This is a genomic window from Psychrobacter sp. BI730, assembly GCF_013414195.1.
Classification (GTDB): domain Bacteria; phylum Pseudomonadota; class Gammaproteobacteria; order Pseudomonadales; family Moraxellaceae; genus Psychrobacter.
In genome coordinates this window covers 20378-34513 of the sequence record NZ_JAATTV010000011.1, presented here as the reverse complement: position 1 = coordinate 34513, position 14136 = coordinate 20378, and the positions used below count along the sequence as shown (strand labels likewise).

At 43.3% G+C, this 14136-nt stretch carries 15 protein-coding genes; 5 read left to right on the top strand and 10 right to left on the bottom strand.

The window, feature by feature from the left end:
- Positions 1 to 155 precede the first annotated feature (155 nt).
- The 3 genes from bfr (HCZ91_RS09505) to HCZ91_RS09495 all read right to left on the bottom strand — a co-directional run bounded on the left by bfr (HCZ91_RS09505) (position 156) and on the right by HCZ91_RS09495 (position 1744).
- On the bottom strand, positions 156 to 635 hold the full coding sequence (bfr, locus tag HCZ91_RS09505) for a bacterioferritin (RefSeq protein ID WP_179799167.1): 480 nt from the start codon (positions 633 to 635) through the stop codon (positions 156 to 158).
- A 68-nt stretch (positions 636 to 703) separates the two neighbouring features.
- Positions 704 to 1192: a bacterioferritin gene (gene bfr, locus HCZ91_RS09500; RefSeq protein ID WP_057760257.1), complete on the bottom strand. Its 489-nt coding sequence runs from the start codon at positions 1190 to 1192 to the stop codon at positions 704 to 706.
- Positions 1193 to 1552: 360 nt separating this feature from the next.
- The gene (locus tag HCZ91_RS09495) at positions 1553 to 1744 is read right to left on the bottom strand and encodes a (2Fe-2S)-binding protein (protein ID WP_101205900.1); all 192 of its coding nucleotides are present in this window, start codon (positions 1742 to 1744) and stop codon (positions 1553 to 1555) included.
- Between the two features lie 388 nt (positions 1745 to 2132).
- Between HCZ91_RS09495 and HCZ91_RS09490 the strand changes: the two genes are divergently transcribed.
- Positions 2133 to 2462, top strand: a complete 330-nt coding sequence (locus tag HCZ91_RS09490) for a metalloregulator ArsR/SmtB family transcription factor (RefSeq protein ID WP_179799166.1) — start codon at positions 2133 to 2135, stop codon at positions 2460 to 2462.
- A gap of 175 nt (positions 2463 to 2637) precedes the next feature.
- On the opposite strand, the gene cysA is transcribed toward HCZ91_RS09490, so the two are convergent.
- From cysA to HCZ91_RS09465, 5 genes are all read right to left on the bottom strand, one after another.
- Positions 2638 to 3360, bottom strand: a complete 723-nt coding sequence (gene cysA, locus HCZ91_RS09485; RefSeq protein ID WP_179799165.1) for a sulfate ABC transporter ATP-binding protein — start codon at positions 3358 to 3360, stop codon at positions 2638 to 2640.
- A 96-nt stretch (positions 3361 to 3456) separates the two neighbouring features.
- Positions 3457 to 4407 (bottom strand): sulfate ABC transporter permease subunit CysW, encoded by a 951-nt coding sequence (gene cysW / locus HCZ91_RS09480; protein WP_179799164.1) that lies wholly within the window; start codon positions 4405 to 4407, stop codon positions 3457 to 3459.
- A gap of 1 nt (position 4408) precedes the next feature.
- Complete coding sequence (cysT, locus tag HCZ91_RS09475; protein ID WP_057760265.1) at positions 4409 to 5293, bottom strand: sulfate ABC transporter permease subunit CysT; 885 nt, start codon at positions 5291 to 5293, stop codon at positions 4409 to 4411.
- 223 nt (positions 5294 to 5516) lie between these two features.
- The gene (locus HCZ91_RS09470; protein ID WP_179799163.1) at positions 5517 to 6608 is read right to left on the bottom strand and encodes a sulfate ABC transporter substrate-binding protein; all 1092 of its coding nucleotides are present in this window, start codon (positions 6606 to 6608) and stop codon (positions 5517 to 5519) included.
- Between the two features lie 268 nt (positions 6609 to 6876).
- Positions 6877 to 8004 (bottom strand): sulfate ABC transporter substrate-binding protein, encoded by a 1128-nt coding sequence (locus HCZ91_RS09465; protein ID WP_179799162.1) that lies wholly within the window; start codon positions 8002 to 8004, stop codon positions 6877 to 6879.
- A gap of 408 nt (positions 8005 to 8412) precedes the next feature.
- Here HCZ91_RS09465 and HCZ91_RS09460 point away from each other — a divergent pair, with 408 nt between their 5' ends.
- Positions 8413 to 8907 carry a hypothetical protein gene (locus HCZ91_RS09460; protein WP_257020031.1) on the top strand — a complete coding sequence of 165 codons (495 nt, stop codon included), beginning with the start codon at positions 8413 to 8415 and terminating at the stop codon, positions 8905 to 8907.
- 134 nt (positions 8908 to 9041) lie between these two features.
- Here HCZ91_RS09460 and sat read toward each other — a convergent pair whose 3' ends face one another.
- The gene (gene sat / locus HCZ91_RS09455; protein ID WP_179799160.1) at positions 9042 to 10304 is read right to left on the bottom strand and encodes a sulfate adenylyltransferase; all 1263 of its coding nucleotides are present in this window, start codon (positions 10302 to 10304) and stop codon (positions 9042 to 9044) included.
- 344 nt (positions 10305 to 10648) lie between these two features.
- Between sat and HCZ91_RS09450 the strand changes: the two genes are divergently transcribed.
- From HCZ91_RS09450 to HCZ91_RS09440, 3 genes are read left to right on the top strand one after another with little or no spacing between them, the layout of a single operon-like run.
- Positions 10649 to 12334, top strand: coding sequence for a nitrite/sulfite reductase (locus tag HCZ91_RS09450; RefSeq protein WP_102090738.1), 1686 nt, complete (start codon positions 10649 to 10651; stop codon positions 12332 to 12334).
- Positions 12327 to 12917, top strand: coding sequence for a DUF934 domain-containing protein (locus tag HCZ91_RS09445; protein WP_179799159.1), 591 nt, complete (start codon positions 12327 to 12329; stop codon positions 12915 to 12917). The genes HCZ91_RS09450 and HCZ91_RS09445 overlap by 8 nt, the downstream gene beginning before the upstream one ends.
- Before the next feature lie 58 nt (positions 12918 to 12975).
- Positions 12976 to 13614 (top strand): phosphoadenosine phosphosulfate reductase family protein, encoded by a 639-nt coding sequence (locus tag HCZ91_RS09440; protein ID WP_075107592.1) that lies wholly within the window; start codon positions 12976 to 12978, stop codon positions 13612 to 13614.
- A 34-nt stretch (positions 13615 to 13648) separates the two neighbouring features.
- Here the strand turns inward: HCZ91_RS09440 and HCZ91_RS09435 are convergent, their stop codons facing one another.
- A complete protein-coding gene (locus HCZ91_RS09435) occupies positions 13649 to 14113 on the bottom strand; it encodes an SDR family NAD(P)-dependent oxidoreductase (RefSeq protein WP_179799158.1) in 465 nt (154 codons plus the stop codon).
- Positions 14114 to 14136: the final 23 nt, after the last annotated feature.

Here is a 14136-nt window from a genome sequence, read left to right as displayed (position 1 = left end):
TCTATTAAGTGAGACTTTACGTACGACACATCTCTATTCTATATAGCCGAAACGTTAAAAATAGCTTATCTATAGACAGAAAAAAGCCAGTAAGCGATTGGATTATCAATCTCATACTGGCTTTTTATTACGACTTACATCAATAGTTAATACTATTATGCGTCATCATCACTCATTTGCGATTGGATGTAGCGCTCTACACCAATACTCTTGATTAAGTCCTGCTGCGTCTCTAACCAGTCTTCATACTCTTCATTGCCATCTTTTAACGTGACTAATAGCTGGCGGGAGACATAGTCAGACTTTGTTTCACATAAGGTGACGGCATCAGTAATAATATCAAATTTTTGTCTCTCAAGGCGTAGGTTGCACTCAATGATTTCTGGTACATCTTCGCCAACCAATACTTTGCCCAGTTCTTGCAAGTTTGGCAAACCGCCTAGCAATAAAATACGAGCGATTAGGTCGTCTGACCATTTCATCTCAGCAATAGATTGCTTATATAATGAGTCATTAAGCGCCTCTAGACCCCAATGACGTGCAATACGTGCATGCAAAAAATACTGGTTGATGGCAATCAATGACTGCCCAAGTACTTTGTTTAACGCGCGAATAACTTCTTTATCCCCTGTCATTACCTTTCTCCCTTAATCTCTGTTATTTATGCTAAATACTGTGAATGCTACTTATATGTAGGATGATATCAGACAATATTAGGAGTGACTTCAGCCATTTGGCTTTGTAGGTAATTCGGTAGACCAATCATGTCGATGAGACGGAGCTGCTGCTCAAGCCAATGCGCATGATCTTCTTCGGTATCTTTCAACTGCTCAACCAGCATCTCACGCGTGACATAGTCATGCTCTGCTTCGCAAAGTGCGATGCCTTCTTTTAGATGCTTTTGTACTTGGTACTCTAAATCTAGGTCAAACTGCAACATCTCAGGGACAGTCGCACCAATATGGATAGCGTCGACCGACATCTTTGGCGTGCCACTCAACATCAAGATACGGCGAATGATATTCTGTGCGTGTAGCGTTTCGTCTTCCATTTCATGATGGATACGGTCGTATAACTTGCCATAGTGCCACTCAGCGTACATCTCTGAATGAATAAAATATTGGTCACGAGCGGCAAGCTCACCACCTAGTAAGAAATTCAAATAATCAATGACTTTCTGGCTACCTATCATAACGCGTACTCCCCTATTTATTTTTACCGATCACCATACATCCACAATTCATTATATAAGGATAGCATAATTGGCAAACTGATCAGTAAAAATCAAAATCAATAAAATGGCTTCTAATCTCAGGTAAATATAGTAGCATACAGGCGCAGTATAGGGTGTAACGTTATGAACTAAGAATAAGATGCTAATTGAGAATCATAATTAGCTACAACTAGTATTGATATGTGTTATGTAACATGTTGGCGTTTGAGTGAGATTATATGGACGCTTGCACCCAACCCTTTATGTATAATAAATTTAGATGCAGAATATTGAATATATTTTATCGTATTATATTACAAGGTATATGATTGATAATATTTAAACGGCGTATGCTAGATTATCGAGTTTTGCATGGTGTTCGTCTAGGTAGTCATTGACCATCGGCTCACAACAGCCACAGCACGTTGCTACATCGAGCGTATCTTTTAGACCATCGAGCGTATCAACACCTGCAGCAATAGCTGCTTTGATTTGCTTTTCTTTTACGTTGTTGCAGATACATACGTACATGGATTGGCTCCTCGGGATACCACTATTCGATAATGACAGCATACGACACTTATATAAAAACCTTTGTGATAAGTGTCATTGATAAACGGATAATTTACTGTTTTTTAGCAATGAAAACTTAGTCGTTGAAATCACGTTTATCGCTTGCAGTATAATAACGATAATTATTATCATTTTCAATCACATTCGATATATTTATTTTTCGAGACAGTATCCTTATATTACAGGCAGTTCATTTATGTAAGTGGATATAAGTGTGCGTGTAACCGAATATTGTCAAAGGTAGTGAATTGACGATGAACTGTAAATTTGATTATTTTTTAATCGATTTTGTAGATAACTGCTGTTATATTGAACCCCTATTAACGAAGCCCATTGGAATTCACCTATGTCTGATAATAATTTTACGATACGACCTATCGATTTATTCAAAGTCCTATCTGATCCGACACGTCTAAAAATATTTCAAATTCTTTTTAAAAAAGAAGCACGTTGCGTGGGTGATTTGGTAGATATGCTTGACCAGCCACAACCAACGATATCACGCCACCTAAACCATTTGAAAAAACTGGGTATTTTGAGCTGTGTACGTGATGGTACTTGGATGTGGTATGAGGTCGCTGATGATTTACCAGATTGGTGTCAAGATATCTTAGACATCACCTACGAGCAAATCACTCCTAGAGGAACCAGGAGAGATGTATCGGATCTTGCTTAGATACGATTGTCCGCTTGTGTCCGCTTAGATTTTTAGCTCTTTGACTGTGCCTTATAAAAAGCGTTTAAGACAATAAATCTGCGGCAATGCTCCAGACCAAAAAAGACCTACTTTCGTAGGTCTTTTTTTTGCTCAACTATTGATAATTTGACTTAAATTGCGCTAGATCAAATGCTTATACAAGATCTAAGAAGTCGCTAATAAAGGCATTGGCAGGCTGGTGTATTAGCTCTTCTGAAGTGCCTACCTGCTCTACTCGGCCTTGATTCATCACGACGATCTCATCTGATACCGCACGTGCCTCTTCTTGATCGTGCGTTACCATGATACTGGTGATACCAAGCTCGTGGTGGATGTTTTTTAGCCATGTGCGCAGCTCTTTACGGACTTTGGCATCTAGTGCACCAAACGGCTCATCTAGCAGCAACAGCTTCGGTTTGACAGCAAGTGCACGTGCTAAGGCAATGCGCTGACGCTGACCACCTGATAGCTGATGTGGATAAGCATTGGCAACTTGTGGTAGCTGTACGAGGTCTAACAGCTCTGCCACACGCTTATTGATATCAGCTTTGCTTGGGCGTTCGTTTTTTGGCAACAAGGTCAATCCAAACGCCACATTGTCCGCGATGTTCTTATGGCGAAACAGTGCATAATGCTGAAACATAAAGCCAATATGACGCTTCTGTACTGGCGTATTGGTGACATCCATCTCATCAAACAGTACCTGTCCAGAGTCAGCATATTCTAGACCTGCGATAATACGTAGCAAGGTGGTCTTACCGCAGCCTGACGGGCCTAGTAACGTCGTCAGTTTGCCAGTCGGCACAGTGATATTGATATTGTCCAAAGCCGTAAAATTGCCGAATTTTTTATTAACGTTGCGAATCTCAATGCTCATAATCGTATCTCTTATTATATCTTTTGTCGTATCGTGGCAAGTAGCTGAGTAGCGACTGCATCCGTAGTATTAACATCATTTATCAGATAATGGCAGTTATACCTTGCCAGTACTGTCCGCACTCGTCGATTCAGTAGTGACCGTTGCGTTAGCACTCACTGGCAGTTCAGGTGCGCTGGCAAGCCGCTCAGACTTAGCAAATTTACGCTCTTGTATCTTGGTCATGACTTGCTGAATCAGTAGCGTCACTAAGGCCAATGCAGCCAAGATGCTCGATAAGGCAAACGCAGCGGTAAAGTTATAATCGTTATAGGCAATCTCAACCAATAGCGGCATGGTGTTGGTCTCGCCGCGAATGTGACCAGATACCACACTGACGGCACCAAACTCACCCATCGCGCGGGCATTGGTCAAAATCAAACCATATAGCAGCGCCCATTTGATATTAGGCAGTGTCACATGCCAGAATGTTTGCCAACCAGTTGCGCCTAATGTTAGCGCTGCTTGCTCTTCAGAGTCGCCTTGAGTCTGCATCAATGGGATCAGCTCACGCGCAACAAAAGGAAAGGTCACAAACAACGTTGCCAAAATGATACCAGGCACTGCATATATTACTTGGAAACCCATACTCTCAAGCCAGCCGCCGATAGTAGAGTTCAGTCCAAACAGCAGCACAAACATCAAACCTGCAACCACTGGTGATACCGAAAATGGCAAATCTAGTAAAGTGGTGACCAGCTGCTTACCTTTAAACTGATAGCGCGTGACCAACCATGCAATTGCGATGCCCATTACCATATTAATTGGTAAGACAATCGCCGCTGTGATCAATGTCAGTTTGATCGCTTGCAAAGCTTCAGGGTCTACTAATGAAGCAATATACAACTGCCAACCATTTTTAAAGGCTTCGTAAAACACTGCCAGTAATGGAATGACCAACATGACAATCATGAATAGCACTGCAATGGCAATAAAGGTACGGCGTATCCATGGCGTATCTTTGGTCGCGGCGTTGCTTTGGTAGTCGTAGCTATTAGATATTTGCATATTAGCGAGCTCCTACACGGCGCGACAGTTTCCACTGCATGATATTAATGGTCAACAAGATAACAAATGATATGAGTAGCATAAATAGTGCAACCGCAGAAGCCCCTTGAATATCAAATTGCTCAAGTTTACTGATGATGATGAGCGGCAAAATCTCAGACTGCATCGGAATATTGCCCGCGATAAAGATAACTGAGCCATACTCGCCTGTGGCACGAGCAAACATCATACCTGCACCCATCAGCAAGGCTGGCAATAACTCCGGCAAAATCACTTTACGAAAAGTCGTCAGACGATTGGCACCCAATACCGCAGCCGCTTCTTCAAACTCAACCGATAGCTCAGCGAGTACGGGCTGCACTGCACGGACGATAAAGGGAAAGCTCACCACAACCAGTGCTAGCCAAATACCTATCGGCGTAAAGGCTACTTGAATATCGAACTTGGCAAACCATTGACCAATCAAGCCATTAGGCGCATATAAAGTGGCAAGCGAGATACCTGTAACGGCTGTTGGTAGTGCAAATGGCAAATCAACCAAGGCATTAATCAGTGACTTACCCCAAAACTCATAGCGCACAAGCACCCATGCGACCAACGTACCAAATACCATATTGGTCAACATCGCTAAAAATGACATCCATAAGCTGAGCTTGATAGCGGCAGTAACTTGTGGCTGGGTAATGGTTTCCCAAAAGCCCGTCCAACCCATCTGCGTCGTGGTATAGGCCATCATGGCAAACGGTAGCACCACCAATAACGACAAGCTAAAGACAGTAATACCCATGCTCAGACCGAACCCGGGTAGCACATTGCGCTGACGCAAACGGGTCAGCCAACCTTTTTTATTGCCGGGCTTACTGGCAGAAGAAGATGTTGCACTCATAGTGATGTCCTATTGCCTAACTGATGGTACTTAGCGAGGGTGCTCACTGTAAGACCATTATTACCATTGTTATCAAAATTATTATTGGTCGGCTTATGATATAAAGGACATAGTGCGTACGACCATGTCCTTTATGGGGTGCTTCATGACTGACTGTACGAATAATTGAGTTAATCCGTTCCAGCGGTTAGCGCAGTAGCTGCTCTAACTACTCAGCAAGTGATTACTGAGGCGCGTTAATTGCCAATTGGTCAAACACACCGCCATCACTGAAGTAAGTGCTCATGATCTCATCCCACGTACCAAAGGCATCGTTCGGGCGGAAAGTCTCAACTGGCGGTAATTTGTCACCGTTTTTGTCAAGCACGCTCTTAACGCTAGGACGTAGATATAGATTGGCCGCTAGCTGCTGAGCAGGCTCACTCCATAAGTAATCAAGATACGCTTTGGCAGCGTCTGTAGTGCCTTTTTTGTCTGTTACCGTCTTCACAACTGCCACAGGGCTTTCTGACTTAATCGAGTATTTTGGATAAACGATGTCTACTTGACCTGCGCCAAAATCAGTCGCTGCAAGGTTGGCTTCGTTTTCAAACGTGACCAATACATCACCGATGCCGCGCTGTACGAAAGTCGTTGTCGCGGCACGTCCGCCGTTTTCATAGACTTTGACATTTTTTAGCATGTCTTTTACGTAGCCTTTAGCTTTTGTTTCATCTTCATTAAAAGCATGTAGACCATAACCATAAGCACCCAAGAACGCATAACGACCGTTACCTGTCACTTTTGGATTGGCCATGACAATCTCAACACCGTCTTTGGTCAAATCTTCCCAGTCTTTGATGTTTTTTGGATTGTCTTTACGTACCAAAAATACGATCGTACTGGTAAACGGCACTGCGTTGTCTGGGAATTTGCTTTCCCAATCTGACTCAACCAAGCCTTTTTTCTCAAGCAGCTCAATATCAGACCCTTGGTTCATGGTAGCGACATCCGCTTGCAAGCCGTTCGCCACAGACAATGCTTGCTTGCTTGAGCCGCCATGTGACTGTTTTATTAAGATATTGCTGTCTGGGTTTTCAGCTTTGTAGTGCTCAACAAACAACGGGTTGTAGTCTTTGTAGAAATCACGTGCCACATCGTATGAGACATTAAGTAGCTCGATATTTTGCCCTTCTGTCGTCGCTGACCCGTCAGCCGCGGCATCAGTGGTTTCACTGTTGCTACAACCAGCCAGACCAAGTGTCAAAGCAACGCCAGCAATACTCAATGCACTAAGAGTTTTACTTTTCTGTTGATAACGAGCTACGTCTGTCATAAATACCTCAAAGATGTCTGTTGTGTAATGCAAGTATGCTAACAGCGCCATCTTATTATGTTTAATGATGAATATGCGTATGTTATTGCCAAAAGGGAATAACCAGTAAACAAAGCTAGACATATCAATAAGTTGTTAAAAGAATCTATATGTATAACTGACTGTTTGTTTATTGATGGTTTTAATACTGGCATGCGCCCTATCTATCTTGTCCACGTTTCATTAAAAGCAGCTAAGATAGATAGTTTTATAAACCAAGAATTAACGACTACTTCGTGGTTGCCAGCTGATCAAAACGGCCACCATCTACAAAGAAAGCATCCATAATCTCTGCCCATGAGCCAAACACAGCCACAGGTTCAAACGTTTCAATATCAGGCAAGGTATCTTTATGAGCAGCTAGGATTTGCTCATCACTTGGACGCATATACATTTTTGCCATGAGCTCTTGGGCAGGCTTATCCCATAAGCCTTTTAGATAAGTACCAGCCGCTTCCGTCTTACCAGATTTTTCAGTCACTGCCGTTACGACCGCTATCGGGTTGGCAATCGTAATCGAATAGCTCGGATATACGATGTCAACGTTACCCTTTGCAAATTGCTGGGCAGTCAAGTGTGCTTCGTTTTCAGTCGTGATCAACACATCACCTAGACCACGTTGAGTAAAGCTAGTCGTTGCTGCGCGTGCGCCATTGTCATAAGTGACCACGTTTGCCAGCAACTTCTTGATAAAGTCATTGGTTTTTACAGGGTTTTCATTACTGTTTTCTTTGAATTGGTGTAAGCCATAGCCATAAGCACCCAAAAAGGCATAACGCGCTGTACCACTGGTTTTTGGGTTCGGGATGACCACATCGATATCATTACGGGCCAAATCCGACCAGTCTTTGATATTTTTTGGATTGCCAGCGCGGACCAGTAATACCATGGTGCTAGTATACGGCACGGCATTATTTGGTAGTGCTTGCTGCCAGTCAGCAGCGACCAAGCCTTTTTCCACCAATAGATTCATATCGCTCTCTTGGTTAAAGGTCACCACATCCGCTTGCAAACCATTAGCGACAGAGAGTGCTTGCTTACTAGAGCCGCCATGTGACTGATTGATATTTACTTTGCTATTTGGGTGAGTCTTCTGGTAGTCGGTACTGAATAAAATGTTGTAGTCTTTATAAAAGTCGCGCGACACATCATAGGAGACGTTAAGTAGATTAATATCCTGTGTCCCACCACTGGCATTATTTGCCGCGTCATCTTGTGTCGCTTCTGTTGGACTGCAGCCTGTCATTATCATCGCTGCTGCGAGCATGCTGCTGGTGGCAAGTACACGCGCTTTTACAGGCTTATTATTAGTTGATTGAATGCTAGCAATGCTGATTTGTTGGAATTTTTTTTGCATGATGCTCTCGATAAAAGTAGTAGAAGCGTTTTGTCAAAATCTTGACCATCATCACAGAGCCTACAATCTTTTGAGTTCGGTTGTCGGGATGATGCAAGCTATGCTAGCAGCATAAATAGCAAACGCTTAGTGACGAATTAGCTTATCGACTAGTGAAGTTGGCATAAGTGGGGTTAGCAATCGTTTTGCGGCATCAAGCATAAAAGGAGGTAAATAACTGCTGGCAGGTTTATTAAGTAGACTATGATTTGGGTAGGCTGTACCATTATTTGTACGTTATAAAGTTTGCTGTATTAATGATACTTTCATTATCCCGATACTATGCGAACCTTACTTTTCTACTTGACCAAAGGCCCTTATATGAATACTTCATACCGTCAATTTCATTCTATTGTAGGGCTAATAATAATGACCTCTACCCTAGCTACTTTAACAGGCTGTAATAGTATGTCGCCTACGGTGAATAGTGATAGTCACAGCGCTGTTAAAATAGTCACTAGTGAAACACTAGCCATGCCAGTGAGTAACAACAATATTCTTGGAGACAAGGTTTCAGCGGATTACGCTACTGCTGACTACGACAAACGAGCGCAAGGCTATGATTGGGTTGGCGTGATAGTACGAGCAGATGGTGATCAACAGATTGATATTAAAGTTCGCTCACGCAGCGATATCAAAAAACCTACTTGTCACTTCGATGGTAAGGCGATACTCATGGGCCAAGATACTGCTCACGGTACGATTTTTCAGGCAAAAGTAAATGACAGTACGGCTTTTTTCCAATTTAAGGACGACACCCTCATCATCGACAGCCCAGATAAATATGCACTGAACTATTTTTGCTCAGGTGGTGGCTCGCTTGCTGGAGAATATAAAAAGCTGGCAGTAGGTTTGGAGATTTAAGAGACAGCGCTAGTATGCGTTAAGTTGTTTTCCATTTTAAACATGATGATAAAAACAAAAAGGTGCCAGACCATAAGTCTGACACCTTTTTTACGACTGGCTTAGTACAAGTTTTTTATACTGATGATCTGCCCTTATACCGCAGATGCACCCGTTAATTTAACTTCAGCACGCTCTTCTTTTGCGATACCAGCATAGTAGTCACGCAAAATTTGTAGTACTTCTGGACGGCTAAAGTTTTCTGGTACATCTTCGTCTTCTGATAGTGCTTTACGCAGCTTAGTACCTGACACTTTAACGTGCTCAGACGCGTCATGTGGGCAAGTCTTGTCAGAAGCCATCGCATTACAAGCATTACACCAGAACGTCCAGCCAATTTTGAGCGGTTGGGTGATAAGATCATCTTTACCAACGTGTTCAAAAATAGTTTGCGCATCAAACGCACCGTAGTAATCGCCGACACCCGCATGGTCACGACCGACAATCAGATGGCTACAGCCATAGTTTTGACGGAATAGCGCATGTAATAATGCCTCACGTGGGCCAGCATAGCGCATATCCAACGGATAGCCTGCTTGGATAACGGTATCTTGTCTAAAGTAGTTGTCGATCAAGGTTTTGATGGCTTCTTGACGAACTTCTGCTGGGATGTCGCCAGGTTTCAATGCCCCTAATAATGAATGAATCAACACACCATCACAGATCTCAATCGCAATCTTGGCCAAATACTCATGTGAGCGGTGCATTGGATTACGCGTTTGGAATGCAGCCACTGTTTTCCAGCCTTTAGCATCTAAAATTGCGCGCGTTTCTGCTGGCGTTTTGTAGATTTCTGGATATAACGTTGGGAACTCACCTTCGCTCAGCACTTCAACACTACCGGCAATATTGACGGCTTCTTGGTTCAATACTTGTTGTACGCCTGGATGCTCTGAATCCGTGGTCGTAAATACTTGCTGACACTCATGTTCTTTATCGATGGTATAAGTCTCTTCTACCGTCAAGATACCCATGACTTCGCCATCTTGAGCGACCAAGGCTACTTTGTCGCCTTGACTCAAATTATCCGCAGTTTCTTTTGGCGCAGACAAAGTGATAGGAATTGGCCAAAACAAGCCAGCGTTTTCACCGCTTTGCAAACGCATATTATCAACCACGCCCTGCCAGTCCGCTTGATTCATAAAACCATTTAACGGAGTAAAACCACCAATACCGAACATGATTAAATCACCACGCTCACGTGAGCTTAGAGTGATGGTCGGCAATGTGCTGGCAAGCTCTAATGCTTGATCACGTGCTGCACCGTTTAATAATAGTGGCTTAAGCTCGGCACTGCCATGTGGTGGAACCAGCTTTGATTTGAATTGGGATTGAGTTGGGCTTTGAGTCTGAGACATATAGTTATTAAAACCTCTTATTAGAAAGAATGGTTGGAAGAGATGAGCAAAAATGCAAAAGCGATTAAATGTACAAAACTGAGAAGAAAGCCGTCGCTAGATAATAAGTAGCGTACTAGCGACTGGGCATTAAATTTGATACGCATAGGCTACCTAACTTTCGTTATGAAAATTTATGCTGTGTTTGGATATGGATATGTCTGAAAGGAATTTATGTTTCTGGCTACAAGCTTATATGATGTATAGCTGAATTATTTACATTGCGAACGGCAATAAAACCTATTACACACGCAAATCATTTTCGTCGCTGATTTTAAGATTAAAAACAAAACTGAGATTACGTCATGTATCAATATAATTACGCTAACCAGACTTTGGTAGAGGAACGAGTTGCCCAATTTCGCGACCAAACCGAACGGTTTTTGGCAGGCGAGCTGCCAGAAGAGCAATTTTTGCCGCTGCGTTTGCAGAACGGTCTTTATATCCAGCGTTATGCGCCTATGCTCCGTATCGCCATTCCTTACGGCTTGCTTGCCAGCTATCAGCTACGCAAATTGGCTGAGATTACCCGTAAGTATGATAAAGGCTATGGGCACATGACCACCCGTACCAATATGCAGCTGAACTGGCCAAAACTTGAAGAAGTGCCAGATATTTTGGCAGAGCTGGCATCGGTACAGATGCATGCCATCCAAACCTCAGGTAACTGTATCCGTAATACGACAACGGATCCTTACGCCGGTATTCATAAAGAAGAGATTGCCGATCCACGTCCTTATTGTGAGATTATTCGCCAGTGGTCAACCTTTCATCCTGAGTTTGCCTTTTTACCGCGCAAATTTAAGATTGCCGTCATTGGTACCGCCAATGATCGGGCAGCGACGCAGGTGCATGATATCGGACTGCATTTAAAAACCAATGAAGAAGGCGAGCTTGGCTTTGAAGTGATCGTTGGTGGTGGCTTAGGACGTACGCCAGTGATTGGCAAAACCATTAATAAATTTTTACCACGCCATCATTTACTCAGCTATTTAGATGCGATTTTGCGCGTCTATAATCTGCATGGTCGCCGCGATAATAAATTCAAAGCGCGTATCAAAATATTAGTCGAGAGCATGGGCGGTCCTGCCTTTGCTAAACTGGTCGACGCTGAATGGGAAGCACACACCAAAGATGGCTCATTAACTCTAACCGATGCCAACTTTGACAAAGCCAGTAGTTATTTTACCGAACCTGATTATCTAAGCTTTGATGCGCTCCAAGTACAGTCGGACTTGCAGCAGCAATTAAACGCTGATAAAGACTTTGCCAATTGGTATAACCAAAATACGGTCGCCCATAAAATCGCAGGTTATCGCGCCGTGGTGATTTCGTTAAAAGCAGGGTTGGTCAATGGTAAGTACGTGCCTTCAGGTGATATCAGTGAGTCGCAAATGGACGCCCTCGCCGACCTCGCTGATGAACATAGCTTTGGTGAATTGCGTGGTACCTATCAGCAAAATCTGGTTTTCGCTGATGTACAAACCAACCGCTTATACGAGCTATGGCAACAGTTGGTTGCGCTACATTTGGCCCGTCCAAATATCAATACCCTCACCGATATGATCGTCTGCCCAGGCTGGGACTTTTGCTCGCTCGCCAATGCCACAACCCACAATATCGCTGAACAAATCGAAAAGCAATTTGATGATCTCGACTATCTTTATGATTTGGGTGAAATCCGCCTCAATATGTCTGGCTGTATGAATGCCTGTGCGCATCATCATACCGGCGATATCGGTATCCTTGGTGTCGATAAAAAAGGCGAATACTGGTATCAAATCAGCCTCGGCGGAAACTCTAGTAACGACGCCAAAATCGGCAAGATATTGGGTAAAGCGGTGCCATCTGATGATGTCGCGACGACGATACAAAAGATAGTAGATGTCTATCTAGAGCAACGCGTGGCTAATGAGAATGAGGTAGAAGGCTTTGGTGAGCTGATCAATCGTATTGGCCTTGCACCCTTTAAGGAGAAGGTCTATGGGTAATCATCATGTGCTTGATAGCCATGGCGCAGACATCAGTGGCGAAGATACTTGGCAAGCGCTAGCGACAGCGCAGCTGCCTGACGGTATCGCGTTATCAAACCTGACCTTACTTGAGCTGTTACACAAACAAGAAAAAGTTGATGTACTTGTCCCACTAGCAGATTTATTAAATGCTGATGGAAAACTGGCAAACGGTTTGCTAGAGCAAGTATTGGATATCCTCAAGCAGCACAGCAGCCGATTGGGTGTGTGGATCACGTCCAACACCGATGCTGATGATCTGCCTGATGTAAAAGAATTTTTATTGACGCAAGACTTGATCGTCATTCATGTCCCAAGTTTTGTGGACGGTCGCGGTTTTAGTTTTGCACAGACCCTGCGTCAGCTTGGTTATGAAGGTGATATTCGCATGGCAGGCGCGTTTGGTCGTGATCAAATCGCTTATTTGCTGCGCGCTGGTGCGACCAGCTTTGTACTCAATGAGCATGATGCTAAATCTGATATTAGCCAAGCCTTCACTGCCCTAGCCAGTAGCTATGATGGTCGAGACGCTTCAGCATTACCGATGTTCTCAAAAAACTGATTTTATTATTCACTATCAAATCGCTATTTTTATATTAACAATTATTAAGGAATGTATTATGAGCCAATTACACCCAAACCTAGATATCGACCAAGCAAACCAAGATTTGCAAGGTAAATCACCTGAGCAAATCGTTGAGTGGGCATTGACGCAAGCCAAAAACCCAATCATCACCACCAACTTCCGTCCGTATGAGTCAGCGATCTTGCATTTGGTTGCCAAGCAGCGCCCTGACATCACGGTATTATGGGTAGATTCAGGCTATAACACCGATGCGACCTATCAATTTGCCAACAAATTGATTCGTGATCTTGATCTCAACGTTGTGACTTATATCCCAAAACAAACCGCTGCCCATCGTGACGCCACCATGAATGGCATCCCAGGCATTGACAACCCGCAACATGGCGAGTTCACTGAACAAGTGAAACTTGAGCCATTCCGCCGTGCGTTAGATGAGCTAAAGCCAGATGTTTGGTTCAATGCGATTCGTAAAGACCAAACTGAATTCCGCCAAGGTCTTGATGTACTTAGCTTATCAAAAGACGGCGTACTAAAGGTAGCGCCATTGTTTGAAAAAACCGATGCAGATTTGGATGTATACTTAGATGAGCACAACTTGCCAAACGAGCATGACTACTTTGATCCAACTAAAGTAGAAGAAAGCCGTGAGTGCGGTCTGCACACGCAGTTGTAATTTTAGTGTTTTCTGAATGAAAAAAGCCCTTTCTTTAATTTAAGAGAGGGCTTTTTTCATGGTTGACGATCATATTTGCAACTACTAAAGCTATTTGCGACCTAAATAATAGCGCCGACACCTTGCTTGATAAATGCGGAATCACCATTTTTGAAGCCAGATAAGGCGCTTTGATATTAATCGCCATCAATTTATCGTAAAAATCTTCTTCTAGCTCAACAGCATTGTCATAACCATCATGAATACCAGCACCATTGTACAAAATATCAATTTTATCGTAAGTCGTTAATGCGCTATCAACTACGGCTTGAATATCACTCTTTTGTGTTACATCAGCTTTTACAAAGATGGCATCTTGATTGTTATCTGTAATGTCTTTGACGATTCGATTGCCATCTTCCTCATCGCGTCCTGTGACGACGACTTTAGCACCTTCATTAGCAAACGCCTTTGCCGTCGCCTCGCCCAACCCTGAAGTGCCACCAAATATAATCGCCACTCTGTCTTATAATTTCATAGTAT

Coding starts and splice junctions, on each gene's coding strand:
- HCZ91_RS09460 (WP_257020031.1), top strand. CDS start 8,413: ATGACCTCTACCCTAGCTACTTTAACAGGCTGTAATAGTATGTCGCCT.
- bfr (WP_179799167.1), bottom strand. CDS start 635: ATGACAGGGGATAAAGAAGTTATTCGCGCGTTAAACAAAGTACTTGGG.
- HCZ91_RS09465 (WP_179799162.1), bottom strand. CDS start 8,004: ATGCAAAAAAAATTCCAACAAATCAGCATTGCTAGCATTCAATCAACT.
- bfr (WP_057760257.1), bottom strand. CDS start 1,192: ATGATAGGTAGCCAGAAAGTCATTGATTATTTGAATTTCTTACTAGGT.
- HCZ91_RS09470 (WP_179799163.1), bottom strand. CDS start 6,608: ATGACAGACGTAGCTCGTTATCAACAGAAAAGTAAAACTCTTAGTGCA.
- HCZ91_RS09445 (WP_179799159.1), top strand. CDS start 12,327: ATGGGTAATCATCATGTGCTTGATAGCCATGGCGCAGACATCAGTGGC.
- HCZ91_RS09440 (WP_075107592.1), top strand. CDS start 12,976: ATGAGCCAATTACACCCAAACCTAGATATCGACCAAGCAAACCAAGAT.
- cysT (WP_057760265.1), bottom strand. CDS start 5,293: ATGAGTGCAACATCTTCTTCTGCCAGTAAGCCCGGCAATAAAAAAGGT.
- HCZ91_RS09490 (WP_179799166.1), top strand. CDS start 2,133: ATGTCTGATAATAATTTTACGATACGACCTATCGATTTATTCAAAGTC.
- HCZ91_RS09495 (WP_101205900.1), bottom strand. CDS start 1,744: ATGTACGTATGTATCTGCAACAACGTAAAAGAAAAGCAAATCAAAGCA.
- cysW (WP_179799164.1), bottom strand. CDS start 4,407: ATGCAAATATCTAATAGCTACGACTACCAAAGCAACGCCGCGACCAAA.
- HCZ91_RS09450 (WP_102090738.1), top strand. CDS start 10,649: ATGTATCAATATAATTACGCTAACCAGACTTTGGTAGAGGAACGAGTT.
- sat (WP_179799160.1), bottom strand. CDS start 10,304: ATGTCTCAGACTCAAAGCCCAACTCAATCCCAATTCAAATCAAAGCTG.
- cysA (WP_179799165.1), bottom strand. CDS start 3,360: ATGAGCATTGAGATTCGCAACGTTAATAAAAAATTCGGCAATTTTACG.